Source organism: Vibrio qingdaonensis (assembly GCF_026191675.1).
Classification (GTDB): Bacteria; Pseudomonadota; Gammaproteobacteria; order Enterobacterales; family Vibrionaceae; genus Vibrio; species Vibrio qingdaonensis.
In genome coordinates this window covers 39,683-63,764 of the sequence record NZ_JAKRRY010000010.1, presented here as the reverse complement: position 1 = coordinate 63,764, position 24,082 = coordinate 39,683, and the positions used below count along the sequence as shown (strand labels likewise).

Here is a 24,082-nt window from a genome sequence, read left to right as displayed (position 1 = left end):
TCAAACAATACCGCTACTCGTCAGGTGCGTCTGGCAAACAAAGTCCTAATTTCGTCACTTCATTTTCGTCTATGGCAGCAACCACCCATTGCAGTCCATGCCACTCAAAGCTATCCCCCAAAACGGGCTGAGTACCTAGTTCTTTTTCAACTAACGTTTTTAGCGTCATATCCGCATCGATATCCTCGAATTCAAACCCATAAAATGTCGACACATCAGACAGCTTCGCGGTGGCATCAAGGAAAAAATCACCAAAGAACCGAGCAAGGCTTTCATCTTCTGGCGCTTCACTAAACAATAGACTCAATGCATCTAAATTTTGATCTTGCGCTAATACACATAAAGTATCACTCGCTCGCAACTCGGTACTGCCCGATGGATGCAGCAGCTGATTATCTCGGAACAATGCGGCAATTCGAGTTCCTTCTGGCATTTTTAATTTACGTAGCGGCTCACCGACACACCATTTTTCTGGCTTCAGCTTGTAAATGAACATCTCCCATTCACTAGCCGGAAAAATTTCCACGCCAGAGCGAGAGATAGGTTCTGGTTTAGGAGGGAGTTCCACTTTGGCTAACGCTGCCGCTTTCATTAATGTGCCACCTTGCACCACCAGTGACACCAATACGACAAAGAAAGCAATATTGAAATAGAGCTGAGCATTAGGTAAACCTGCCATCATCGGATACACAGCCAAAATGATGGGAACCGCACCACGTAAACCAATCCAAGAAATAAACCATTTTTCACGAGCGCCGAAACTCTTAAATAGAGATAAACCTAGCCAAACCGATATCGGTCGCGCAAAGAAAATCATACCAAAGGCTAAAGCAAAGCCCGGCACCATAATGTCGACCAAGCTCGATGGGGTTACCAATAGACCCAACACCACAAACATCACAATCTGACTTAACCAAGTCATACCATCCAGTACACTAAGTATTGAGTGACGTGAACGTGTCGGCTTATTGCCCAGCAATAGCCCGACAAGATAGATGGACAAAATACCACTGCCACCAAGGTGATTGGCTAATGCCAGTAACGCCACACCACCACTAATCACCAGTATTGAATATAACCCTTCGTGCAATTGCGTACGGTTAACAAGCTTCCACAGTAACCAGCCCCCCGCTAAACCAACAATAATCCCAATACCAAATTGCATCAGAAAACTTTTGATAAGGAAGGCCGCGCCCAAATCCATGCCTGAGCTACCAAGCACAGCAATAAGCGTGACGGTTAAAAATACCGCCATGGGATCGTTAGTTCCGGATTCAATTTCTAGTGTTGCGCCAACACGCTCATTGAGTTGGCGTCCTTTTAATAAAGAAAATACAGCGGCGGCGTCGGTAGAGCCGACAATGGCCCCCACCAAAATGCCTTGCAGCAACTCTAAGTCAAACAGCCACATAGCCATCAAACCGGTCAAGGTTGTGGTGCAAGCAACGCCCAGCGTTGCCATGGTGATTGAAGGCCAAAAAGCCACTCTAAAGCTGGCAACGCGGGTGCGCATGCCGCCATCAAGCAAAATAACCGCTAATGCTAAGTTACTCACTAAATAAGTAATGGAATAATCATCGAAGTAAATGCCCCCAGGACCATCCTCTCCCGCCAACATACCGACACCTAAAAACATCACTAGGATCGGTACGCCCAGCTTTGCGGATACCTGACTAAACAGCACACTTAATGCGACAAGTACTGCTCCAGTCAAAAACAGGCTGTTAATTGAATCTGCATCCACTCATTACTCTCCGTGATTTATGTAACTTATTGCCAACATGACAATTAAAACACAATTGTGAGGTATCAACTCAGCTAATTTGCTAAGCACATGTGTATTAATGTGTACTTAATGTCACTTTCTCGGCTTGTTGATACTGTTAAATATTAGACCTTTGGCTAATTTAACAGCAATTTAACATCACACTTTTAACAAACCATAACGTCAACCATCTGTTATTCATGCATTTCTTTCTTATTTTCGATCGACTAAAGTTGCACAGAGTTCTTGCTACGACCCTGCTACCTTATTAAACGTAACATTACGTTAACACCACTTAATAAGGAGATAGCCATGGCGTTCGAATCATCGGAACATGCGCAAGCCTACTGGAAGGAAAACTTGGGAATCATGGGGACGCTGCTCGCCATCTGGTTCGTCGTATCTTACGGCGCAGGCATTCTATTTGTTGATGCCCTTAACACCATTCAATTTGGCGGTTTCAAGCTAGGATTTTGGTTTGCTCAACAAGGTTCGATATACACCTTCGTGGCGCTGATATTTATTTACGTTGCTCGCATGAATGCGCTCGACAAAAAATACAACGTACAGGAAGACTAGAGGCTAGAACATGGATATTCAAACTTGGACGTTTATTCTCGTCGGTATTACATTCGCACTGTATATCGGCATCGCAATCTGGGCTCGAGCAGGCTCGACCAGTGAATTTTACGTGGCTGGTGGTGGTGTTCACCCCGTCGCAAATGGTATGGCTACCGCAGCAGACTGGATGTCTGCAGCCTCGTTCATTTCTATGGCAGGTATCATCTCATTCGTTGGCTACGACGGTGCGGTGTACTTGATGGGTTGGACAGGTGGTTATGTACTACTCGCACTATGTTTAGCGCCTTATCTGCGTAAATTCGGGCAGTTTACCGTTCCTGATTTCATCGGTGAACGTTACTACTCGAAAACCGCGCGTATGGTTGCGGTATTTTGTGCCATCTTCGTCTCATTTACCTATGTCGCAGGTCAAATGCGTGGGGTGGGCGTAGTATTCTCCCGCTTCCTAGAAGTAGACATTAACTTAGGCATCATCATTGGTATGGGCATTGTGTTCTTCTATGCCGTATTGGGTGGTATGAAAGGCATCACTTATACGCAGGTAGCTCAATTCTGTGTCCTCATTTTCGCCTTCCTTGTGCCAGCAATCTTTACCTCTATCATGATGACAGGTAATCCACTTCCACAAGTGGGTATGGGGTCAACGCTCTCAGGTACAGACGTTTATTTACTTGATAAGCTCGATGGCTTGACTGAAGAGCTTGGGTTCACCGCCTATACCGAAGGCAACAAGAGCATGGTCGATGTCTTCTTCATCTGTGCAGCTCTAATGGTCGGTACTGCGGGTCTGCCACATGTAATCATTCGTTTCTTCACTGTACCTCGCGTACGTGATGCACGTATCTCAGCAGGTTGGGCGCTACTGTTCATCTCTTTGCTTTATACAACTGCACCAGGCGTTGCCGCTTTCGCTCGAGTCAATATGATTGAGACGATTAATGGCCCTGATATGAAAGGGGTACCAGCAGCAGAAGCACCAAGTTGGTATCAAAACTGGGAAAGTACTGGCCTAGTGGGTTGGGAAGATAAGAACGGCGATGGCAAAATGTTCTACTCGGGCGATGAACGCAACGAGATGAAGATTAACCGTGACATCATCGTTCTGGCTTCTCCAGAGCTCGCGAAACTACCAAACTGGGTTGTAGCACTACTTGCAGCCGGTGGTCTAGCAGCCGCACTATCAACAGCCGCAGGTTTGTTATTGGTCATCTCAACGTCAATTTCACATGACTTGTTGAAGAAAGGCTTCAGGCCAAACATGACCGACAAGCAGGAGCTATTAGCTGCTCGTCTAGCAGCCATGGTCGCGATTGTAGGTGCAGGTTACTTAGGTATTAATCCACCAGGCTTTGTAGCACAGGTAGTAGCGTTTGCCTTCGGCTTAGCCGCAGCATCCTTCTTCCCTGCCATCATCCTAGGTATCTTCTACAAGAAGATGAACAAGGAAGGCGCAATTGCCGGTATGTTGTCAGGTATTGCCTTCACAGCAAGCTACATCATTTACTTCAAGTTCATCAACCCAGCCGCAAGCACACCAGAAAACTGGTGGTTTGGTATCAGCCCAGAAGGCATCGGTACACTGGGTATGTGTCTAAACTTTGTTGTCTCTATCGTAGTGAACAAGTTCACGGCTGAAGTACCTGAAGATGTACAAGAAATGGTTGAGTCTATCCGTTACCCGAAAGGTGCTGGTGAGGCCCACGACCACTAATAACAACGTTTACTCGTTGGCTAAAGAAGAAAAGACCAATGCGTACGCATTGGTCTTTTTTACGCGACTCGCAGGCCGTCACCTAAACGGTAAGTAAACCGCTATGAGCGCTCTTTATACGAATACTCAACATCGATAATCGCTCGGTACTTAATTTCACCGCGATTTTCTGCATATTCCTGCACGGTGATCTGCGCATCGTCAACTTGGACACTGTTTCGCAATAAATCGCCTTCATGCACTCTCAACTTATAAACTAAATCCGTCGAAGGCATCGCTTTCAAATCATTCACCATCTGAAAGCCTGCATCATAAGCTTGCTGTTTAGTGCTAAAGCCTTCTGAATGTAAGTCGACATCACCAACCAGTGATGTTGTGGTCGCCATTGCTGTAGATGATAGAACCAAAGACGCGGTAATTAATGCTAGTTTATTCATGATGACACCTCATTACTTACTAAATTCTCATTAGAGATAAAGATAGTGCGTCAAATAACAGTTCGTATTCTCGTTTAATCTTGGTGATATTGAGAATAAACCTGTTTTTGCCACTCTATTATATTGCCTTTTCCTAAGATAAGACCTGAACAGGACTAACTATCTTTCGCGTCATATTGATAACTGACATTCACCTGAGCGCGATACTTTATAGTTCCTTGTTTTTCGGAGAATTCTTGAACTAATATTTCAGTGTTTTTTAATTCAACATCTTGGATGTTGTCACTGTGAGCATTCAGCTTGAATTGATGCGCCAAAGCACCACTAGACATCTCATTAAGTTCATCAACCAACTGGTAGCCAGCCTCATAGGCTTTCTGCTTGCTGGAAAATGCTTCGGTTTCCAACTTGCTATTACCAATATCGCTTCCTGCGAATACACTTCCAGACATAAGCGCAACACACGCTACAACTAATCGCTTTTTCATATATTCACCTTTTCTAACTGACGTGTTTGAAGAGGACTCTAGCGTAACTCACCTGATGTAAAGCGTCTGTCAAGCTATGTAAAGGAAGCGTTATATAAGGTAAAGCAATGGAAAACTTAACAACACAATCATGACATTAATGCTTTCCATCACTTTCATCTGACTAGGTACGATTGAGCATCGCCCTTAATTTGAGGGGTTTAACCGGTTTTGGCAAAAAGCTAAAGCCATTAGATTTAATGCCTTCAAGCATAGTTTCAGTACGATCGGCGCTAATAATCACGCCTTTAAATGAGTCTCCTAACCGCAGACGACATTGCTGTAACACCTCTAAGCCTGTACGGCCATTGTCTAAACGATAGTCCGAGAAAATCACATCCGGTAACCAATCATCTTCCAGATGTTTGAGGCTACCGACCAAATCGAGCGCGGTTCTAACATCACACCCCCAGCGCGCTAATAAGCTCTCCATACCCACAAGAATGTCTTGTTCGTTATCAACACAAAGCACTTTAAGATGCTGAAGTGCAGCATGTGGCGCCGTTGTCACAGGCTTTAATACCGGCTCAACATCACTCGCTTTATCTAACGTTATCGAGAATACACTGCCCTTATCTTGCCATGACTGCATAGAAATCTGATGGTTAAGAACTCGGGCTATCCCCCTAGAAATAGCAAGCCCTAACCCTAGCCCTTGATCAGCTCGAGCCTGATCAACGCGAGAAAACTCGTCAAAAATTTCTTTCTGTTTATCTTCTGGAATGCCAATACCATCATCCCAGACATCAATTCTCACTCGACCATTGACTCGTCTCGCGCCCAACACCACTTTCCCCTCGGGGTTATAGCGAAAAGCATTGGTAAGAAAGTTCTGCAGTACTCGACGCAATAATTTCGGATCCGACTTAACAATCAAACCCGATGACACCACCGAAAAACGAATATTCTGGCCAACAGAAATGGCACTGAACTCAGCTTTTAATGTCTCAAAGACTTCTGAAAGCTCAAAGCCACGCACCTTCGTTTGCAACTTCCCCGACTCCAAACGAGAGATATCTAATAAATCACCTATCAACTCTTCTGCGGCGCCGAGCGCACTTTCAATGTGCGACGACAATTTTTTCGTTTCATCATCTTTACTGACTTCTGATAAAGAGGAAGCAAACAGTCGAGCAGCATTCAAAGGCTGCATCAAGTCATGACTTACGGCCGCTAAAAAACGCATTTTGGATTGCGATTCAGATTCCGCTTTCTTTGTGGCGAACACAAGACGGGCATTTAATTGTTCCAGCTCTTTCGTTCGCTCAGTCACTCTGAATTCCAAGCGCTCATTTGCATCACGCAACGCACTTTCCGCCTCCCTAAACACAGTAATGTCGGTAAAGCTCATGACAAACCCGCCGCCGGGCATGGGATTACCTTGAACTTCAATCACGCTACCATCTGCACGGATCCTTGATGACGTATGCGGTGAGCCTTGCTCTAGGTGATAAATGCGTTTGCGAACATGTTCATTCGGGTCGCCCGGACCACAAAGTCCTTGCTCTGCATTATGTCGAATGACCTCTGCAATAGGTCGCCCTACTTGTATCAACCCCGGCGGGAAGCTAAATAATTCTAAGTAACGTCGATTCCACGCCACTAACCTAAGCTGTTTATCGACAACAGCAATACCTTGCCCTATGTGCTCTATCGCCCCCTGTAGTAAACCTCGACTAAAGTGATACAGCTCCGACGCTTCATCGACAATCGTCGCCACTTCTTCGAGCTGCATATTACGACCTTGCAACGCTGACGTCAGAACAAGTTTCGCGGACGAGGCGCCAAATACACCAGCCAGTACTCGTTCAGTATGCCGAATCAACTCCGCCGATGCTTGCTGATTGGGTAACGCATCTTGTTGCTGCTGACGCCAAAACTGTCGATAAGCGCTGCGAACCCGCGTTCGTCCCACAAAGCGAGAGGCCAGCATTTCGAGTTCAGCCACCGTCACTCGGCTTTGATATAAGCTAATATTTTCACTTTCGGGTAATGGCGTACCGACAAAAGAAGCCGACTGCAAACGCTCCGTTAAACTCGCCCTTGTCGACAACGACACGGTAATAAAGCATAACGCGTTGAGCACAACACTAATCAGCATGCCCCAGTCAGAGCTTTTAAGATCCAAAGATAGCAACAACTCTGGTGGAGTAATCACCCAAATCAACAGGTTATTCTGCGCATCTCCAGCAAGCAGCCCCGTTTCACTCATCAGTGTAATCAGCCAAATGGTAAAGCCCACGAGTAAACCAACATACACCCCTTTTCGGTTACCTAAACGCCAATACAAGCCACCAATAAGTGCGGGGGCGAATTGGGTAATCGCCGAAAATGACAAAAAGCCAATCGCCGATAAAGAGTGAATAGAATCTAACGCCTGATAAAACAACCATGCGCCAAACAGCAACAAGCAGATCAACGCTCGGCGAATGATCAACAACAAGCCAGACAAGTGACGGTGAGAGCGATGAGCCAGCTTAATGCGCCGCAGTAACAACGGCATCACGAGATCATTCGATACCATAATAGCCAGCGCAATGGTCGACACTATCACCATACCGCTTGCCGCAGAGGTTCCACCTAAAAACGCCAACAACGCGATATGATCGGCATCGGCAAACTTAGGGATACTAATGACATAGGTATCGGGGGATGTCCCCATTAACAAACCCTGTCCAACCCATGCTATCGGCAACACAAATAGCCCCATCAGGAGCAAATAAAGTGGAAATAGCCAGCGAGCAGTATGCAAATCTTTTGCTCGTTCATTTTCAACCACCATGGTATGAAACTGCCTAGGAAGACAGATAATCGCCATCATGGTTAATGCGGTATGGATAAGTAGCGTAGGAATATTGGGGGATTGATAGGTCGCGGATGCCAGCTCCGCCAATCGAATATCAGGGCGTTCCCATGCCAGATAAAGGATGAAAAATCCAACGACTAAAAATGCCACCAGCTTAACAATTGACTCAAATGCTACCGCCATCATCATGCCACGGTGATGCTCGGTATTATCAATATGACGAGTTCCGAATAGCATGGTAAAAACCGCTAATGCACCAACAACGAACCAAGAGATATGGGTATCTTGATAACCAAGATCATTGGCTAGGTTTGGGGCGACAACGTCTAGTCCCATAGTAATACCACGCAACTGCAGCGCAATATAAGGCAAGATCCCCGCCACCGCGATTAGGGTGACAGCCACAGCCAAGCCTTGTGATTTTCCGTAACGGGCAGCGATAAAATCGGCAATCGACGTGATATGTTCCCGCTTGGCAATCAGCACTAAACGAGCAATCACTCGCCAACCTAATGTAAACACCAGAATGGGAGCGATATAAATAGGGAGAAACGACCAAGGATTGTTACTGGCTTGCCCCACCGTACCGTAAAAGGTCCAAGAGGTACAATACACCGCGATAGAGAGGCTATAAACCCACGGTCGCCATTTTGACAACCACTTCTTTTGCCTGTCTCCATACCATGCGATGAGAAATAACACCCCAAGGTATGCCAGCGAGACAGGAATTACTATCCATCCTTGCATTGGTCATATCCCTTTAAAACCTTTGTTCTCATTTAAAGGGCTATAACCTAATAACTCAAACGCTTAGCATCATTTCTGTGGCTCAGGCTGAGAAAACTCTTTGATGTCTTTCACCGGTTTACTTTTTGGCTCAACCTTAATAAATAACGCTAATACACCCATAAACGCCATACCCCAGAAAATGTTTGCACCCCATTGTTCATACCCCCAGCCGCTTACCGCCATCATTAACGCTATAAAGGCACCAAGAGGAATCGCATTATAAAGCGACTGTAATGCCACCATTTTATTGGCTTCTGACTTTTGAATGTATTGAATGGCAGCAATATGCGCGATACCAAAGGTGACACCATGAAGTAGCTGGATAACCACCAAAGCAGGCAGGGCTACTGTTGACGCCGTCAATCCCCACCGCACGATCACGCCCATAGAAGAAACAACAAATAAGGTTCGCAACGACCAGCCAGCAAACCATTTTTTGCTAAAGGCAAACAAAAGCACCTCTGAGACCACACCCAAACTCCATAGGTAGCCAATGACACTTTCGGGGTGACCGGCTTCTTTCCAGTATATAGAGCTGAAACTGTAGTACGCGGCGTGGCTGCCTTGAATAAGTGCAATCAGTACCAGAAAACGCACGACTTCCTTATCACACAACAAGCTTTTTAAACTAGGACGTTCTGCCGCATGTGACGCTTCTGATACGGGCGGGTTAATTGGCGTTCTCATCACTAATAACATCGACAGGACAAACCCTGCTAACGCCGTATAGACAATCATATTGGCGCCATACTGCGACGCTAGATACCCAACAACCGAAGAGCCAGCAATAAAAGCAACAGAGCCCCAAAGACGAGCTCGTCCATAGTCCAACACACCTCGACTCGCATAATGATTGGCCATCGCATCAGACAACGGCACCATAGGGCCGAAACTCAGGTTAAATAACACCGTAACCAACGCAAGTAACATGATATTGGCGCCCGCAGCTAGGTGCATGGCAATAAATAATGTACAAGCCAATGTTGCCCAACGCAACGCTGGCAGTAGGCGTTCAACTTGATGAATTCTTGGTGTAATCAATAAATTAGCAACACACCGTGTCGCAAAACCAAGCCCCATTAACATACCAACATCTGTAGCAGATACACCTTGGTCTTCAAACCACAATGCCCAAAATGGTAAATAGACACCATAAGCAAAGAAGAAGCCAAACAGGTACTGAGAGACCCAGGCAAAAGGAGAAGGATTCAACATAACAACAACCTAAAAAGAAGAAATAAATCAGGATGAATGACCTGATCACAGTAGAACGGGCACATTATGCAATGACATGTCTTTCCAAAAAAGGGAATTGTTACTAGAAATAAATTACCTCAAATAGTGCCCCCTTATGGTCATAGACGCCGAACATTACTCCATCACTCATAAAACGTATCAATTGGATAACCAGTAAACAGACCTATTCGACTAAAGTCGTCTGGAGGTTAATGCAATAGTTGTCACAATATGAGGTACGGTGAGACAACACAGAGACCCTATGATGCCTGACAAATTTAATATGTCGTCGCCTCCGTTCGACCGCCTGTCTGAACGTGAGCAAACCCAGTTGCGCTCATCATTGGACGTCGCTTATTTTCGAGAAAAAGATGTCCTACTAAAAAGTCATCAGCTCAGTCAGCATCTCTACATTTTAATTAAGGGCTCGGTAGAAGAGCGTGATGAACACAGCAAGGAAATATACGCCCACTACACCTTTGACGACATGTTTGATGTGCGAGCCCAATTTGGCGACCCAGTAAAACATCACTACGTCGCCCTTGAAGACACATTAGCGTACTTACTGCCTAAAGACGTCTTTCTCTCTCTTTATCAGGCAAATGGGCAATTTGCTGCCTATTTTGATAGCAATTTAGCCACCAGACAGCAATTACTCGAAGACGCGCAAAAACAACAAAACCTCGCTGAGTTTATTCTGACAAAGGTCGACCAAGATATTTACCATCCGGCGTTAATACTGGATGCTGAGCATTCTATTACCGAAGTCACACAGTTATTACTTGATCAAGGCGTTGATGCCGCTCTTATTGGCTTGCACGATAGTGATCCAAGACGACAAACGCATCCCTCTGCCCTGCCTTATGGCATCGTCACCCGTACCAACATGCTCCATGCCGTCGTTCTGGAGCATTTACCCTGCGACACTTCGATAAGTGATATCGCCACCTTTCCCGTTCATCAGGTTGAAAAAGAGGACTTTCTCTTTAATGCCATGGTGACCATGACAAGACAACGCGTTAAGCGGCTGATGGTATGCGATGGTTCAAAGCCGGTTGGCATGCTCGACATGACCCAAATACTCAGCACATTCTCAACCCACTCTCATGTGTTGTCGCTCAGTATTGCTCGGGCTAATAGCATTGAAGAACTTGCTCTGGCATCCACAAAACAACAGCAACTTGTCGATAGCCTGGTAAGTAATGGTATTCGCACTCGCTTCATGATGGAGCTTATCTCAGCGGTAAATGAGCAAATTATCGAAAAAGCCTTCGAATTGATCCTCCCTCCTGCAGTACATAATCACTGCTGCTTTATCGTATTAGGCTCAGAAGGTCGTGGCGAACAAATACTAAAAACCGATCAAGATAACGCGCTTATCTTAGATGACGCTTTAGATTGGCCAGACAAAGAAAAGGTACTAGAAACGCTAAGCCATACATTGGCTCGATTAGGTTATCCACTATGTCCCGGCAACGTCATGGTGAGTAATAGTCAGTGGGTCAAATCTGTTTCTGAATGGCACCGTCACGTCCGGCAATTAATTACTAAAGCGACACCCGATAACGTGATGGCGTTGGCGATTCTTGCCGACGCCCGGGCTATCGCAGGAAACCTCACACTTCTTGCCCCTATAAGCACGTCCTTACGAGAACAAATGGAAGGGCAAGAGCTGATTTTGGCTGACTTTACCCGCCCCGCTCTGACTTTTGCTGTACCGCTCACCTTATTTGGTAATGTCAAAGCGTCTAAGGACGGCTTGGATATCAAGCAAGGCGGCATTTTCCCTATTGTTCACGGTATTCGAGCACTCAGCCTAGAGTATGGGCTAGAAGCAACCAACACTTTCGAGCGAATTGACCAATTGGTTGAGAAACGCGTTTTAGAGACCTCGACTGCCAATAATCTGTCAGAAGCACTCAAACAATTTTTCAAACTCAGGTTGCAACAACAGCTCACTCATCATCACACCCAAAATTCGATTCAGTTAGCGAACTTAGAGCGCCCAGAGCGGGACTTGTTACGTCATGGGCTACATGTGGTGAAAAAATTCAAGCAATGGCTTGGCTATCATTACCAAATTCGCATATAGCGACGCACAGGTAAGAAGCAACCTGCGCTCAAGGAGCAGTATGAACCCAATTCGACGATATTGGTGGCACTATAAACTTAAAGGCACAACTTATGCGCCACTGTTTGCCCGTGCCCGCTGCAATGAGTTTGTGTCACTCGATTGTGAGACAACCAGTCTCGATCCTAACGTGGCTGAAATAGTGACGATTGCCGCGACCAAAATCATTGGTAACCGGATTATTACTAGCGCCCCATTTGAAGTACATCTTCGTGCCCCACAGTCACTCGACGAAAACTCGGTTAAAATTCATCACATTACTCATCACGATTTGAAACATGGCATCAGCGAACAGCAAGCGATTACGTCCCTCATTAACTTTATTGGTAATCGCCCTTTGGTCGGTTATCACATTCGCTACGACAAAAAAATCCTCGATCGTGTCACGAAAAAGCACCTTGGCTTCCCCCTTCCCAACGCGCTCATTGAAGTCAGCCAGCTCTACAATGACAAGCTGTTGCGAATGTTGCCGAACGGCTATTTCGATCTAAGCTTAGAGGCTATTTGTCGGCACTTAGAAATACCCGCCTACAATAAGCACGATGCCCTCAACGACGCCAAAGCCGCCGCCCTGGTCTATTTGAAGCTGACAAAAGGCACAATGCCACCCTTTATTCCCCAAAACTAATTTTGCGACTGGGATCTCATTTCAGCATGAGTGCAAGTGACTGATTTAAAGGCATTTAAAACAAGTACGCCTAAAGTCTAATTGCCGTTTATGCCAATCTAGCCGAGAGTTAGTAGCAGATGTAACTCAGCCCAAGTTGGAAGTGCTCAATTCACAAGGAGAGAAGCAATGAGTGAAGTTCATGTTTATCCGGTAAAAGAAAATATTAAAACGCATACGCACGCGGATAACGACACTTACCTATCCATGTACCAGCAGTCCGTTAGCAACCCTGAGGCATTTTGGGGCGAGCACGGCAAGATTGTAGATTGGATCAAACCCTTCACACAGGTGAAAAACACCTCTTTCGATACCGGTCATGTCGATATTCGCTGGTTTGAAGATGGCACACTCAATGTGTCTGCGAACTGTATTGACCGCCACCTCGCCGATAAAGGGGATGACGTAGCGATCATTTGGGAAGGCGATGACCCTGCCGACGATAAAACGCTCACTTTCAATGAATTGCATAAAGAAGTTTGTCAATTTTCAAACGCGCTAAAAGCGCAAGGCGTTAAAAAAGGCGACGTAGTATGCCTTTATATGCCAATGGTGCCTGAAGCGGCGGTTGCCATGCTAGCCTGTACCCGAATCGGTGCCGTTCACACCGTGGTATTTGGCGGTTTTTCTCCAGAAGCCTTGTCGGGCCGCATTATCGATTCAGATGCGAAAGTCGTAATCACCGCTGATGAAGGCGTTCGTGGCGGTCGCGCAGTACCACTAAAGAAAAACGTTGATGAAGCACTAACGAACCCAGACGTGAAAAACATTTCTACTGTCATGGTTCTTAAACGTACTGGTGGTGATGTGGCTTGGCACAGTCATCGTGACGTTTGGTGGCATGAAGCCACAGCAACGGTGTCTGATATTTGTCCTCCTGAAGAGATGCAAGCGGAAGATCCACTATTTATCCTCTATACCTCAGGGTCAACGGGTAAACCTAAAGGTGTATTGCACACCACTGGCGGTTACTTAGTCTATGCCGCAATGACGTTCAAGTACGTCTTTGACTATCAACCGGGTGAAACCTTCTGGTGTACTGCAGATGTGGGATGGATTACCGGTCACACCTACCTCATCTATGGTCCGCTTGCTAATGGCGCAAAAACGATTTTATTTGAAGGCGTGCCAAACTACCCAGATACAAGCCGCATGAGCGAAGTGGTCGACAAGCACCAAGTTAATATTCTCTATACCGCTCCAACGGCCATTCGTGCACTGATGGCAAAAGGGGACGAAGCAGTAAAAGGGACCAAACGAGACAGTTTAAGAATCATGGGGTCGGTCGGTGAACCAATTAACCCAGAAGCATGGGAGTGGTACTACAAGACGATTGGTAACGAGCAATCACCGATCGTTGATACGTGGTGGCAAACCGAGACTGGTGGGATTTTAATTACCCCGCTACCGGGTGCAACAGATTTAAAACCGGGCTCAGCCAGCAAACCATTCTTTGGTGTTCAACCAGCGCTTGTCGATAACATGGGTAACATCATAGAAGGCGCGACAGATGGTAATCTCGTGATTCTAGATTCTTGGCCTGGACAAATGCGTACCGTCTATGGCGATCACGACCGTTTCGAGCAAACCTACTTCTCGACGTTTAAAGGGATGTACTTTACCAGTGATGGTGCGCGTCGCGATGAAGATGGTTACTACTGGATCACGGGTCGTGTCGATGATGTACTCAACGTTTCTGGCCACCGTATGGGCACCGCAGAAATTGAGTCGGCATTAGTCGCTTTCGATAAAATTGCTGAAGCCGCAATTGTTGGCATCCCGCATGACATCAAAGGTCAGGCCATCTATGCCTATATCACGCTCAATGATGGTGAATACCCATCAGCAGAGCTTCATAAGCAGGTAAAAGACTGGGTAAGAAAAGAAATCGGTCCAATCGCCACCCCTGATGTGTTGCACTGGACTGATTCGTTACCGAAAACACGTTCCGGTAAAATTATGCGCCGTATCCTACGTAAAATTGCAACCGGCGATACCAGTAACCTAGGTGACACCTCAACCTTAGCGGATCCAAGCGTGGTTGATAAACTGATCGCAGAAAAAGCTGAACTCGCGTAAGACCGCAACATGTCCACAACAAACCGCCTTGTTCTAGGGCGGTTTTTTTGTATCAAGGTTTTTCAGAATTGAGTAAAAACGTGCACTGTGTTGCAAGTTTTCTGACAAAGATAGGGTGATTAGACCAGTAAATTGCTGCTAAATGCTGTGAATTAGCTATAATCTTGGTCAACTTTTAAAAAACAGCCAAAATTTGGTGTCAAATCAGGCTGATTTTTATATAAACTTGAGATAAATCACGTTCATTTCACGTTAACAGAAGATGGCAGCATTATGGCAGCAAAGTCACGAATTCTAGTTTTAAATGGCCCAAACCTTAATCTATTAGGACTAAGAGAGCCTGGACACTATGGTTCGGAAACACTATCACAAATTATTGATAACCTAACTGACTTAGCGCAAATACAGGGCGTCACCCTGACACACCTGCAATCTAATCGTGAATACGAGCTCATTGAAGCGATACACGCCGCCCATGGTGATATTGATTTTATCATTATCAACCCAGCAGCCTTTACCCACACCAGCGTCGCGTTAAGAGATGCGCTGCTTGGCGTTTCAATACCATTTATCGAAGTGCACTTATCAAACGTTCATGCTAGAGAACCATTTCGTCATCATTCTTATTTGTCCGACGTGGCACAAGGCGTGATATGCGGACTAGGATCGCAAGGCTATGAATTTGCCCTTTCCGCTGCCATTAAGGCACTGAAAGTAAAATAGATACTCTATGGCTGCGCAGCAGTCATCTGACTCACATTAGAGAAGAGATAGAAACATGGATATTCGTAAAATCAAAAAACTTATCGAACTAGTAGAAGAATCAGGCATTTCTGAGCTAGAAATCTCTGAAGGTGAAGAATCGGTACGAATCAGCCGTAATGGCACAGCACCCGTTGCACCGATTCAATACGCCGCAGCGCCAGCTCCAGTTGCCGCACCGGCACCAGCTGTTGCTTCAGCTGCACCTGCTGCTCAAGAAGCCCCTGCTGCGCCTGCTGGACATCAAGTTCTTTCGCCAATGGTAGGTACGTTCTACGGCGCGCCAAGCCCTGATGCAAAACCGTTCGTGAAAGTGGGTCAGCAAGTAAATGCTGGCGATACGCTATGTATCGTTGAAGCGATGAAAATGATGAACCAAATTGAATCTGATAAGTCTGGTGTTGTTACCGCTATCCTTGTTGAAGACGGCCAACCAGTTGAGTTCGACCAAGCTCTAGTCATTATCGAATAATAGAGAGCGCTCATTATGTTAGATAAATTAGTAATCGCGAATCGTGGTGAAATTGCACTACGTATTCTGCGCGCTTGTAAAGAGCTCGGCATTAAGACCGTAGCGGTTCACTCAACCGCTGACCGCGATCTTAAGCACGTGCTACTTGCAGACGAAACCATTTGTATCGGTCCAGCTCGTGGCATCGACAGCTACCTTAACATCCCTCGCATTATTAGCGCGGCGGAAGTCACTGGAGCTGTTGCCGTTCACCCAGGTTATGGCTTCCTTTCAGAAAACGCTGACTTTGCTGAACAAGTCGAGCGTAGTGGCTTCATTTTTGTAGGCCCTAAAGCTGAAACCATCCGCATGATGGGTGATAAAGTCTCCGCTATCACTTCAATGAAAAAAGCGGGCGTGCCTTGTGTTCCAGGTTCTGATGGCCCTCTTGATGATGATGACGCGAAGAACAAAGCACACGCAAAACGTATTGGCTTCCCTGTTATCATTAAAGCCTCTGGCGGCGGCGGTGGTCGTGGTATGCGCGTGGTTCGCTCTGAAGCAGAACTGACTGAAGCGATAGCCATGACGCGCGCTGAAGCAAAAGCGTGTTTCAACAATGACATGGTTTACATGGAAAAATTCCTAGAAAACCCTCGTCATATTGAAGTTCAAGTACTGGCTGACGGCCAAGGCAACGCGATTCACCTTGGTGAGCGTGATTGTTCAATGCAACGTCGTCACCAGAAAGTTGTGGAAGAAGCACCAGCACCAGGTATTACCGAAGAGATGCGTAAGTACATCGGTGAGCGCTGTACTCGCGCGTGTATCGAAATCGGCTACCGTGGCGCTGGTACGTTTGAATTCTTGTATGAGAATGGCGAATTCTACTTTATCGAAATGAATACGCGTATTCAGGTAGAGCACACCATTACTGAGATGGTAACGGGTATCGACCTTGTTAAAGAGCAGCTACGTATCGCAGCTGGCCAACCGCTTTCATTTACTCAAGATGAAATCAAACTGCGTGGTCATTCAATCGAGTGCCGAATCAACGCCGAAGACCCAGTTCGCTTCTTACCTTCACCAGGTAAGATCACACGCTTCCATGCTCCTGGTGGCATGGGTGTACGTTGGGAATCTCACATCTATACCGGTTATACTGTACCGCCGCATTATGATTCAATGATCGGTAAGCTCATCACTTACGGTGAAAACCGTGACGTGGCGATCGCTCGTATGAAAAATGCGTTAGGTGAAATGATTGTCGAAGGTATTAACGTGAATACCGAGCTACAACTGGCTATCATGAACGACGAGAACTTCCAACACGGTGGCGCGAACATCCACTATCTAGAGAAGAAGCTCGGTTTACAGTAAGCCTGTTGCCCGATGATACTAAGCCCACTGATGTGGGCTTTTTTTGTACGCTCTTTTCGCGAATCTGCTACACTCTGCGCAAAATTACTCACCACGGACCAGACTCATGCCTTGGATTCAAATCAAACTTAACGCCACAAATGACAACGCTGAACTTATCGGCGATATGTTAATGGAAGAAACAGGCGCGCTGTCTGTTACTTTCCTCGATGCACAAGACACGCCTGTCTTTGAGCCCCTACCGGGTGAGACTCGACTTTGGGGTGATACCGACATTGTTGCCCTTTATGATGCCGAAACTGACACTAAGCTCGTCCTAGAACAAATCAAAGCCAGCAACATGTTAGTCGCAGGCTTCGCACATAAAGTTGAGCAGCTCGAAGACAAAGACTGGGAGCGCGAATGGATGGATAACTTCCACCCAATGCAATTTGGCCAACGCCTATGGATCTGCCCAAGCTGGCGTGATGTTCCAGAACCAGATGCGATCAACGTGATGTTAGATCCTGGTCTAGCATTTGGTACCGGTACTCACCCTACAACTGCATTATGTTTAGAATGGCTAGAGTCGCTAGACCTGGCTGGTAAAACGGTCATCGATTTTGGTTGTGGTTCCGGCATTCTTGCCATTGCGGCGATCAAACTTGGCGCAGCTAAAGTCATTGGTATCGATATCGATCCTCAAGCGTTAGTGGCCTCGAAAGATAACGCCCAACGCAACGGTGTTGCCGACCAACTAGAACTTTACCTGCCACAAGATCAACCTGAAAACTTACTCGCCGATGTCGTGGTAGCGAACATTCTTGCAGGTCCACTACGTGATTTATCAGCTGTGATCAAATCACTCGTCAAAGACCAAGGTAAGCTGGCAATGTCAGGCGTACTTGATACCCAAGCAGAAGACGTCGCCAACTACTATCGTGATGAAATGACGGTTGACCCTATCGTCGAACTCAAAGAATGGTGTCGTATCTCCGCCACTAAATAACCCTTTTTCGCAATGAGAAGCCGTTTAACCCGTTAACAGCGGCGACTTCTCATGTTGAATACCGAATACTTTCACCACTAAAAGGCTGAAAATCAGGCATTTTGCAGAAACAAATTGTAAATGCTCAAATATTAGTCTTTTCACGCATCGAAAAAATGCGTAAAATGCGCGCCCTTGCTTGTGTAAACCTGTGGCGATGTTTTGAAAATCGGAAAATACCAACTTAAGAACAATCTTATCGTCGCTCCTATGGCTGGAGTAACCGATAGACCATTTCGCGAGTTGTGTCTTCGTTACGGTGCTGGAATGGCGGTCAGTGAAATGATGTCCTCTAATCCAAAACTGTGGAAAACATCTAAGTCGCAGCAGCGCATGGTGCATGAGGGTGAATCGGGTATTCGCTCCGTGCAAATTGCAGGTGCCGACGCGAAGCTTATGGCTGACGCGGCACAATTCAGTGTTGAGAACGGTGCACAGATCATCGATATCAACATGGGGTGTCCTGCAAAGAAAGTAAATAAAAAGCTAGCGGGCTCTGCATTGCTCAAGCACCCAGAGATTATCGAAGATATTCTGCGTGCTGTTGTGGATGCAGTAGATGTTCCAGTAACACTAAAAACCCGTACTGGCTGGGATACAGACAATAAAAACTGTGTCCAAATAGCAAGGCTTGCCGAAGACTGTGGCATACAAGCGCTCGCCCTTCATGGTCGAACTAAAGCTTGTATGTATAAAGGTGAGGCTGAATACGACAGCATCAAAGCGGTTAAAGAAGCAATCTCTATTCCTGTTATCGCTAACGGAGATATAGATAGTCCTGAGAAGGCCAAATTCGTTTTGGACTATACTGGCGCTGACGCTTTGATGATTGGACGTCCGGCCCAAGGACGGCCATGGATTTTCGAGGAAATCCAACACTATTTGGAAAACGGCACACTGATGCCTGAACGTCCAGTTGGAGATGTTGAGGGTATCTTGCTTGGCCATGTTCACGCCCTCCATGAGTTTTATGGAGAGTATTTAGGTCCACGTATCGCGCGCAAGCATGTTGGCTGGTATTTAAAAGAACATGCACAAGCCAGTGAATTTCGTCGTGCCTTTAATGCAATCGAAGTTGCTCACGAGCAGCTAGATTCATTACAAGGCTATTTTAAAAACGTTGCATCATAATTACGAGAAGAGCTAAACCGATTATGTTCGAACAGAATTTGACTTCAGAACCATTGACCGTTACTACAGTAACATCTCAAGACCAAATCACTCAGAAGCCACTACGTGACTCTGTCAAAGCGTCTCTAAAGAACTACCTTGCTCAATTGAATGGTCAAGATGTCACTGAGTTGTATGAACTAGTGTTGGCAGAAGTTGAACAACCACTACTAGACACCATCATGCAGTACACTCGCGGTAACCAAACTCGCGCAGCAACCATGATGGGTATCAACCGCGGTACTCTTCGCAAGAAACTAAAAAAATACGGCATGAACTAATAGGTTCTCGTAACTAGCAGAATACCAAGCCACCTTCGCTCAGAAGGTGGCTTTTTTTTGCTTGTAACAGCAACGCCCCAGCCAACTCTTCCTTATATTTCCTCTTTCCAAACGAAAGTTGAAGCTAGCTCAAGTCTTAGACTATTGGGGGATAGTATCAACACTACGAATGCCGTAAGGTAAATGCATAACAATTATAAATTCAAGTCAGACTGCCTAGTTCATAATTATTCATAAAATTAACTTAAAAGTCAGCATGCCAATATTACCCATTGGTGATGTGTTCACTTTAAGAAAAAGGAGTTCTTAAGATGAATACCCAATTCTTGCGCCGCATTTCTATTCAGAACCGTTTGTATCTATTGATCCTAGTTGTTTCTGTTGCCCTGCTTGTTCCACTTGCTCTGTCACTTGTCGACTACGACAAATCTCTGACAGAGGCAAAACAAACCAAAACCCGCCACCTTGTTGAGAGCGCCTATACGCTCGTCAATCATTACTACCAAAAACAGCAAGCAGGCGCCATGACACAAAGCGAAGCTCAATCCGCAGCTAGCCAAGCGATTCAGGCTCTTCGTTACGAAACTAACGACTACTTTTGGATTAATGACATGACACCCAACATGATCATGCACCCTCTTAAACCCAAACTCGTTGGACAGAACTTAAGCCAAATATCGGATCCTAATGGCAAACGCTTGTTTGTCGATATGGTTAACGTTGCTAAAAGCAAACAAGCTGGATTCGTCAATTATATGTGGCCAAAGCCGGGTGCCGACGCTCCCGTGGAAAAAATATCCTATATTAAAGCCTTTACCCCTTGGGGCTGGATCATTGGTACTGGCGTTTATGTCGATGATATTCAAGCCTTGGTCTGGAACGAAATTAAAAAGGTAATGACATCCGTCTTAGTGGCTCTAGTCTTTATGTTAGCCCTTGCTACTTGGCTCAGCCGCAGCATTGTCACGCCGTGCAAAGAAACACTAGATGCACTTAATGATATCGCCAGCGGGGATGGCGACCTATCACGCCAGTTACCTGAAAAGGGCGCCGATGAACTTAGCCAGATTGCCGCGGCATTCAACCGTTTTACCACCAAGCTTGGTGTCATTATTAATGATATTAAACCCGTCACCGAAAACATCACTGAAGCCGCTGTATCACTAAACAAAGTCGCGCAAGGCAGCGCAAGCAAATCTCAGCAACAACAACAGGCTGTCGACACCGTTGCGTCAGCAATGAATGAGCTTCACGCCAGTAACCAAGAAGTCGCCAACTCAGCTCAACATGCTGCAAGCGCCGCTAAGCAAGCCAGTGAACAGGGTAAACACGGCACACAAGTTATTGAGTTAGCATCAAGCTACATGCAGTCTTTATCGGTTCGCCTAACGGAGACTGACGCTAACATTCAGATGCTAGCCAATGACACTCAAGAGGTGGGGTCTGTTCTGGAAGTCATTCGGGGCGTCGCAGAACAAACTAACTTATTAGCACTCAACGCAGCTATTGAGGCGGCAAGAGCAGGAGAGCAAGGACGAGGATTTGCTGTCGTGGCCGATGAAGTCAGAACACTGGCGACTCGAACCCAAACCAGCACCGATGAGATCGAGCAAATCATTCAAAAACTGCAATCTCAAGCGTCAGAAGTCAGCCAATCCATGACTCAAACACAGCAACAATCAAAGGCGACGCTCGAACAAGCAGCGAATGCGAAGCAAGCACTCACGGAGATCGATGATCAAGTGAATGCCATTCTCTCGCTCAATCAACAAATTGCCGAAGCCAGCTCACAGCAAACACTGGCAACCGATGAAATTAGTCAGAACCTAACACAAATTGCCGACCACGGTAGCCAGTCTGCGATTGAAGCCAAGTCACTTGCCGATGCAAGCGAGCGCCTGCTAGAGGATGGACAGACGCTAGCCAATGGCGTTGGGGCATTTAAAGTCTCCTGATTTCCGTTTGTCGCAATAAGAAAAGGCGAACGGTAAACCGTTCGCCTTGATTTAAGCAGTCGTCAATTGGGGTAGCGGCCACTGTATTTTGATGAGAGCGTGATGGGGGAGCATGCCTGCCGACATCACAATGTCATCATTATTCGCCCTTGAGTACCTTAACGGTATAGCTGCCATCCTTCTGGCGATACAAGCCATGAATATCCGTTTCAAAACCTGGATAATGGGCACCAATCTCACAAAGCATTTCTAAGAAATCTAATACTGGACGCGAACGGTCTGTCACCATTTCGCCTGGCAACACCAATGGAACACCAGGAGGGTATGGCAAAATCATATTGGCACTGACACGTCCTACCATTTCTTGCAGATTAATCTCTTCAATTTGACCACGTAACTCTTGTTGCCATGCAGCATGAGGGGTCACTTTCATTTCTGGTAAGACATCAAAGGCTTTATACATGAGCTCTGGAAGCTGATACTTCATGGTCAAATCATGTATGCCCTGCGCGACTTCTTGAATTCGCTTGCCTTCATAAAAGCTGGGATCTTCTCGATACAATGATGGCAACATATTACGTACCGTTAGATTTAGGTCGTAACCACGTTTAAACTCGGTTAAGCCACGTAGTAGCTGCATCGCTTTGGACTTATCAATACCAATAGAGAACAAGAACAATAGATTATAAGGACCCGTCTTCTCAACCACGATACCACGCTCGTCAAGGTACTTAGCCACTAATGATGCAGGAATACCAGAAGACTCCAGTTCACCAGATTTATTCATTCCCGGAGTCAGCAGTGTGATCTTAATCGGATCCAAATACATATGGTCATCATCAAGATCTTTGAATCCATGCCATGTCTCTTTTGGATCCAGTTTCCAGCACTCTGTCGTATCAATATTGTCTGGTTGCCACACATCAAAGAACCAGCCTTCACTCTCACCTTTTAGTCGCTTAATCTCTTTACGGAAACGAACAGCACGGTCGATGGAATCTTGCATCAACTTACGTCCCGTATTACCACGCATCATCGCGGCAGCCGTTTCCGTAGAAGCGACAATGCCATATTGAGGAGACGTTGAGGTGTGCATCATAAAGGCTTCATTAAATGATGCCTGATCAAACTCACCTTTTATATGAATCATAGAAGCCTGTGAGAACGCTGCGAGCAATTTATGCGTGGATTGTGTTTCATAGAACACTTTACCTGGCATCGCCTCACCGCTCATGCCAGATTTACCATCGTAGATAGCGTTGAAATTAGTGTATGGCACCCAAGCACTATCGAAGTGGATGTGTTTGCAATCTAAAGACTCTTTGATGAATTGAGTATTGTAAAGCAGCCCATCGTAAGTGGAGTTAGTAATAACCGCGTAGCTCGGCGCTGTCGCACCTTCTGTCATAGCGACTTTGTCTGCTATCACGTCACGGCTAAATTCTCGCTGTGGAATGCCACCCAGAATCCCATACGCATTGCGTGTTGGTCGGAAGTAAATCGGCGTAACGTCCGTCATCATCATTAAGTGTGTCAGCGATTTATGGCAATTGCGATCCACCAGCACAGTACTGCCTGCTGGCGCTGAATACATGCCGACGATTTTGTTGGACGTGGATGTACCATTAGTCACAATATAAGAACTATCGGCATTAAACGTACGGGCAATATACTCTTCCGCTTCTTTGTGAGGTCCTGAGTGATCAAGTAAAGAGCCTAACTCAGGCATCGAGATAGAAACATCTGCCTTAAAAGTATTTGGACCGTAGAAATCATAGAAAATACTGCCCGCCGGGCTTTTCTGGAATGCAGTTCCGCCCATGTGCCCTGGTGTACAGAAGGTATATTTTCCCTCTTCTACATACTTAAATAATGCTTTAGTGAATGGAGGCATGATGGCGCTTTTGTAGGCCTCCGTCGCTTGCTTCACTTTCACGACAATATCGTCTGCCATACCTAAAGCATACTCAAAGAAACTCACATTCAAACGCAGATCTGTCAGCGAAATATCCAAGGTTGACTGATCATTGGCAAAGGCATGGACTGGCAGCTTGTCGTTTACAGCACTGATACGTTCACATAAATTCAGTGAGTACTTATCCCAGTCAAATAACACGCCGCATACCCGCGGGTTCATCTCGATAAGTTTCATTAAGTCTTTGTCGTCAACAGGATAGACCACGTCATAGCCAGCTTTTTCTAATGCAGCATGCAACTGACGAACAGGCTCTTCTTTAAAGAACACACCCATGTGATTAAGGATTGCAAAAATATTCATTTGGAGATCTCCAAGGTGAATGAGGGCGCTCCCTGCCAATGACAGTGA

18 protein-coding genes are annotated in these 24,082 nt (G+C 46.0%); 12 read left to right on the top strand and 6 right to left on the bottom strand.

Features of this window, described 5'->3' with window-relative positions; all coding sequences use genetic code 11:
• Positions 1-13 precede the first annotated feature (13 nt).
• Complete coding sequence (locus tag MD535_RS09665) at positions 14-1,744, bottom strand: potassium/proton antiporter (RefSeq protein ID WP_265674666.1); 1,731 nt, start codon at positions 1,742-1,744, stop codon at positions 14-16.
• Positions 1,745-2,077: 333 nt separating this feature from the next.
• On the opposite strand from MD535_RS09665, the gene MD535_RS09660 reads away from it, so the two are divergent.
• Both MD535_RS09660 and MD535_RS09655 read left to right on the top strand, forming a co-directional pair.
• Positions 2,078-2,344 (top strand): DUF4212 domain-containing protein, encoded by a 267-nt coding sequence (locus MD535_RS09660; RefSeq protein WP_250618715.1) that lies wholly within the window; start codon positions 2,078-2,080, stop codon positions 2,342-2,344.
• Positions 2,345-2,354: 10 nt separating this feature from the next.
• Entirely contained in the window at positions 2,355-4,058 is a 1,704-nt protein-coding gene (locus MD535_RS09655) for a sodium:solute symporter family protein (RefSeq protein WP_265674665.1), read from the top strand.
• Between the two features lie 101 nt (positions 4,059-4,159).
• On the opposite strand, the gene MD535_RS09650 is transcribed toward MD535_RS09655, so the two are convergent.
• The 4 genes from MD535_RS09650 to MD535_RS09635 all read right to left on the bottom strand — a co-directional run bounded on the left by MD535_RS09650 (position 4,160) and on the right by MD535_RS09635 (position 9,832).
• Positions 4,160-4,495 carry a DUF3316 domain-containing protein gene (locus MD535_RS09650; RefSeq protein WP_250618717.1) on the bottom strand — a complete coding sequence of 112 codons (336 nt, stop codon included), beginning with the start codon at positions 4,493-4,495 and terminating at the stop codon, positions 4,160-4,162.
• 155 nt (positions 4,496-4,650) lie between these two features.
• A complete protein-coding gene (locus tag MD535_RS09645) occupies positions 4,651-4,983 on the bottom strand; it encodes a DUF3316 domain-containing protein (RefSeq protein ID WP_265674663.1) in 333 nt (110 codons plus the stop codon).
• A 163-nt stretch (positions 4,984-5,146) separates the two neighbouring features.
• A complete protein-coding gene (locus MD535_RS09640) occupies positions 5,147-8,575 on the bottom strand; it encodes a PAS domain-containing hybrid sensor histidine kinase/response regulator (RefSeq protein ID WP_265674661.1) in 3,429 nt (1,142 codons plus the stop codon).
• A gap of 69 nt (positions 8,576-8,644) precedes the next feature.
• Positions 8,645-9,832 carry a 3-phenylpropionate MFS transporter gene (locus tag MD535_RS09635; protein ID WP_265674659.1) on the bottom strand — a complete coding sequence of 396 codons (1,188 nt, stop codon included), beginning with the start codon at positions 9,830-9,832 and terminating at the stop codon, positions 8,645-8,647.
• Positions 9,833-10,118: 286 nt separating this feature from the next.
• Between MD535_RS09635 and MD535_RS09630 the strand changes: the two genes are divergently transcribed.
• From MD535_RS09630 to MD535_RS09585, 10 genes are all read left to right on the top strand, one after another.
• Positions 10,119-11,945 (top strand): DUF294 nucleotidyltransferase-like domain-containing protein, encoded by a 1,827-nt coding sequence (locus MD535_RS09630; RefSeq protein WP_265674902.1) that lies wholly within the window; start codon positions 10,119-10,121, stop codon positions 11,943-11,945.
• 40 nt (positions 11,946-11,985) lie between these two features.
• Positions 11,986-12,612, top strand: coding sequence for a 3'-5' exonuclease (locus tag MD535_RS09625; protein WP_265674657.1), 627 nt, complete (start codon positions 11,986-11,988; stop codon positions 12,610-12,612).
• 168 nt (positions 12,613-12,780) lie between these two features.
• Entirely contained in the window at positions 12,781-14,730 is a 1,950-nt protein-coding gene (acs, locus tag MD535_RS09620) for an acetate--CoA ligase (RefSeq protein WP_265674655.1), read from the top strand.
• Between the two features lie 273 nt (positions 14,731-15,003).
• Entirely contained in the window at positions 15,004-15,453 is a 450-nt protein-coding gene (gene aroQ / locus MD535_RS09615; protein ID WP_265674654.1) for a type II 3-dehydroquinate dehydratase, read from the top strand.
• 55 nt (positions 15,454-15,508) lie between these two features.
• Entirely contained in the window at positions 15,509-15,964 is a 456-nt protein-coding gene (accB, locus tag MD535_RS09610; RefSeq protein ID WP_265674652.1) for an acetyl-CoA carboxylase biotin carboxyl carrier protein, read from the top strand.
• Between the two features lie 15 nt (positions 15,965-15,979).
• The gene (accC, locus tag MD535_RS09605; RefSeq protein ID WP_265674650.1) at positions 15,980-17,323 is read left to right on the top strand and encodes an acetyl-CoA carboxylase biotin carboxylase subunit; all 1,344 of its coding nucleotides are present in this window, start codon (positions 15,980-15,982) and stop codon (positions 17,321-17,323) included.
• A 106-nt stretch (positions 17,324-17,429) separates the two neighbouring features.
• Positions 17,430-18,311 (top strand): 50S ribosomal protein L11 methyltransferase, encoded by an 882-nt coding sequence (gene prmA / locus MD535_RS09600; protein WP_265674649.1) that lies wholly within the window; start codon positions 17,430-17,432, stop codon positions 18,309-18,311.
• A 201-nt stretch (positions 18,312-18,512) separates the two neighbouring features.
• Complete coding sequence (gene dusB, locus MD535_RS09595; protein WP_265674648.1) at positions 18,513-19,481, top strand: tRNA dihydrouridine synthase DusB; 969 nt, start codon at positions 18,513-18,515, stop codon at positions 19,479-19,481.
• A 23-nt stretch (positions 19,482-19,504) separates the two neighbouring features.
• Complete coding sequence (gene fis / locus MD535_RS09590; protein ID WP_006073423.1) at positions 19,505-19,801, top strand: DNA-binding transcriptional regulator Fis; 297 nt, start codon at positions 19,505-19,507, stop codon at positions 19,799-19,801.
• 311 nt (positions 19,802-20,112) lie between these two features.
• The gene (locus MD535_RS09585; protein WP_265674647.1) at positions 20,113-21,756 is read left to right on the top strand and encodes a methyl-accepting chemotaxis protein; all 1,644 of its coding nucleotides are present in this window, start codon (positions 20,113-20,115) and stop codon (positions 21,754-21,756) included.
• Between the two features lie 139 nt (positions 21,757-21,895).
• Here MD535_RS09585 and MD535_RS09580 read toward each other — a convergent pair whose 3' ends face one another.
• Complete coding sequence (locus MD535_RS09580) at positions 21,896-24,034, bottom strand: lysine decarboxylase CadA (protein ID WP_265674646.1); 2,139 nt, start codon at positions 24,032-24,034, stop codon at positions 21,896-21,898.
• Between the last annotated feature and the right edge of the window lie 48 nt (positions 24,035-24,082).

Excerpts from the sequence above, each read along its gene's own strand:
- MD535_RS09660 (WP_250618715.1), top strand. The coding sequence starts at position 2,078 with ATGGCGTTCGAATCATCGGAACATGCGCAAGCCTACTGGAAGGAAAAC.
- MD535_RS09655 (WP_265674665.1), top strand. The coding sequence starts at position 2,355 with ATGGATATTCAAACTTGGACGTTTATTCTCGTCGGTATTACATTCGCA.
- MD535_RS09650 (WP_250618717.1), bottom strand. The coding sequence starts at position 4,495 with ATGAATAAACTAGCATTAATTACCGCGTCTTTGGTTCTATCATCTACA.
- MD535_RS09645 (WP_265674663.1), bottom strand. The coding sequence starts at position 4,983 with ATGAAAAAGCGATTAGTTGTAGCGTGTGTTGCGCTTATGTCTGGAAGT.
- MD535_RS09640 (WP_265674661.1), bottom strand. The coding sequence starts at position 8,575 with ATGCAAGGATGGATAGTAATTCCTGTCTCGCTGGCATACCTTGGGGTG.
- MD535_RS09635 (WP_265674659.1), bottom strand. The coding sequence starts at position 9,832 with ATGTTGAATCCTTCTCCTTTTGCCTGGGTCTCTCAGTACCTGTTTGGC.
- MD535_RS09630 (WP_265674902.1), top strand. The coding sequence starts at position 10,119 with ATGCCTGACAAATTTAATATGTCGTCGCCTCCGTTCGACCGCCTGTCT.
- MD535_RS09625 (WP_265674657.1), top strand. The coding sequence starts at position 11,986 with ATGAACCCAATTCGACGATATTGGTGGCACTATAAACTTAAAGGCACA.
- acs (WP_265674655.1), top strand. The coding sequence starts at position 12,781 with ATGAGTGAAGTTCATGTTTATCCGGTAAAAGAAAATATTAAAACGCAT.
- aroQ (WP_265674654.1), top strand. The coding sequence starts at position 15,004 with ATGGCAGCAAAGTCACGAATTCTAGTTTTAAATGGCCCAAACCTTAAT.
- accB (WP_265674652.1), top strand. The coding sequence starts at position 15,509 with ATGGATATTCGTAAAATCAAAAAACTTATCGAACTAGTAGAAGAATCA.
- accC (WP_265674650.1), top strand. The coding sequence starts at position 15,980 with ATGTTAGATAAATTAGTAATCGCGAATCGTGGTGAAATTGCACTACGT.
- prmA (WP_265674649.1), top strand. The coding sequence starts at position 17,430 with ATGCCTTGGATTCAAATCAAACTTAACGCCACAAATGACAACGCTGAA.
- fis (WP_006073423.1), top strand. The coding sequence starts at position 19,505 with ATGTTCGAACAGAATTTGACTTCAGAACCATTGACCGTTACTACAGTA.
- MD535_RS09585 (WP_265674647.1), top strand. The coding sequence starts at position 20,113 with ATGAATACCCAATTCTTGCGCCGCATTTCTATTCAGAACCGTTTGTAT.
- MD535_RS09580 (WP_265674646.1), bottom strand. The coding sequence starts at position 24,034 with ATGAATATTTTTGCAATCCTTAATCACATGGGTGTGTTCTTTAAAGAA.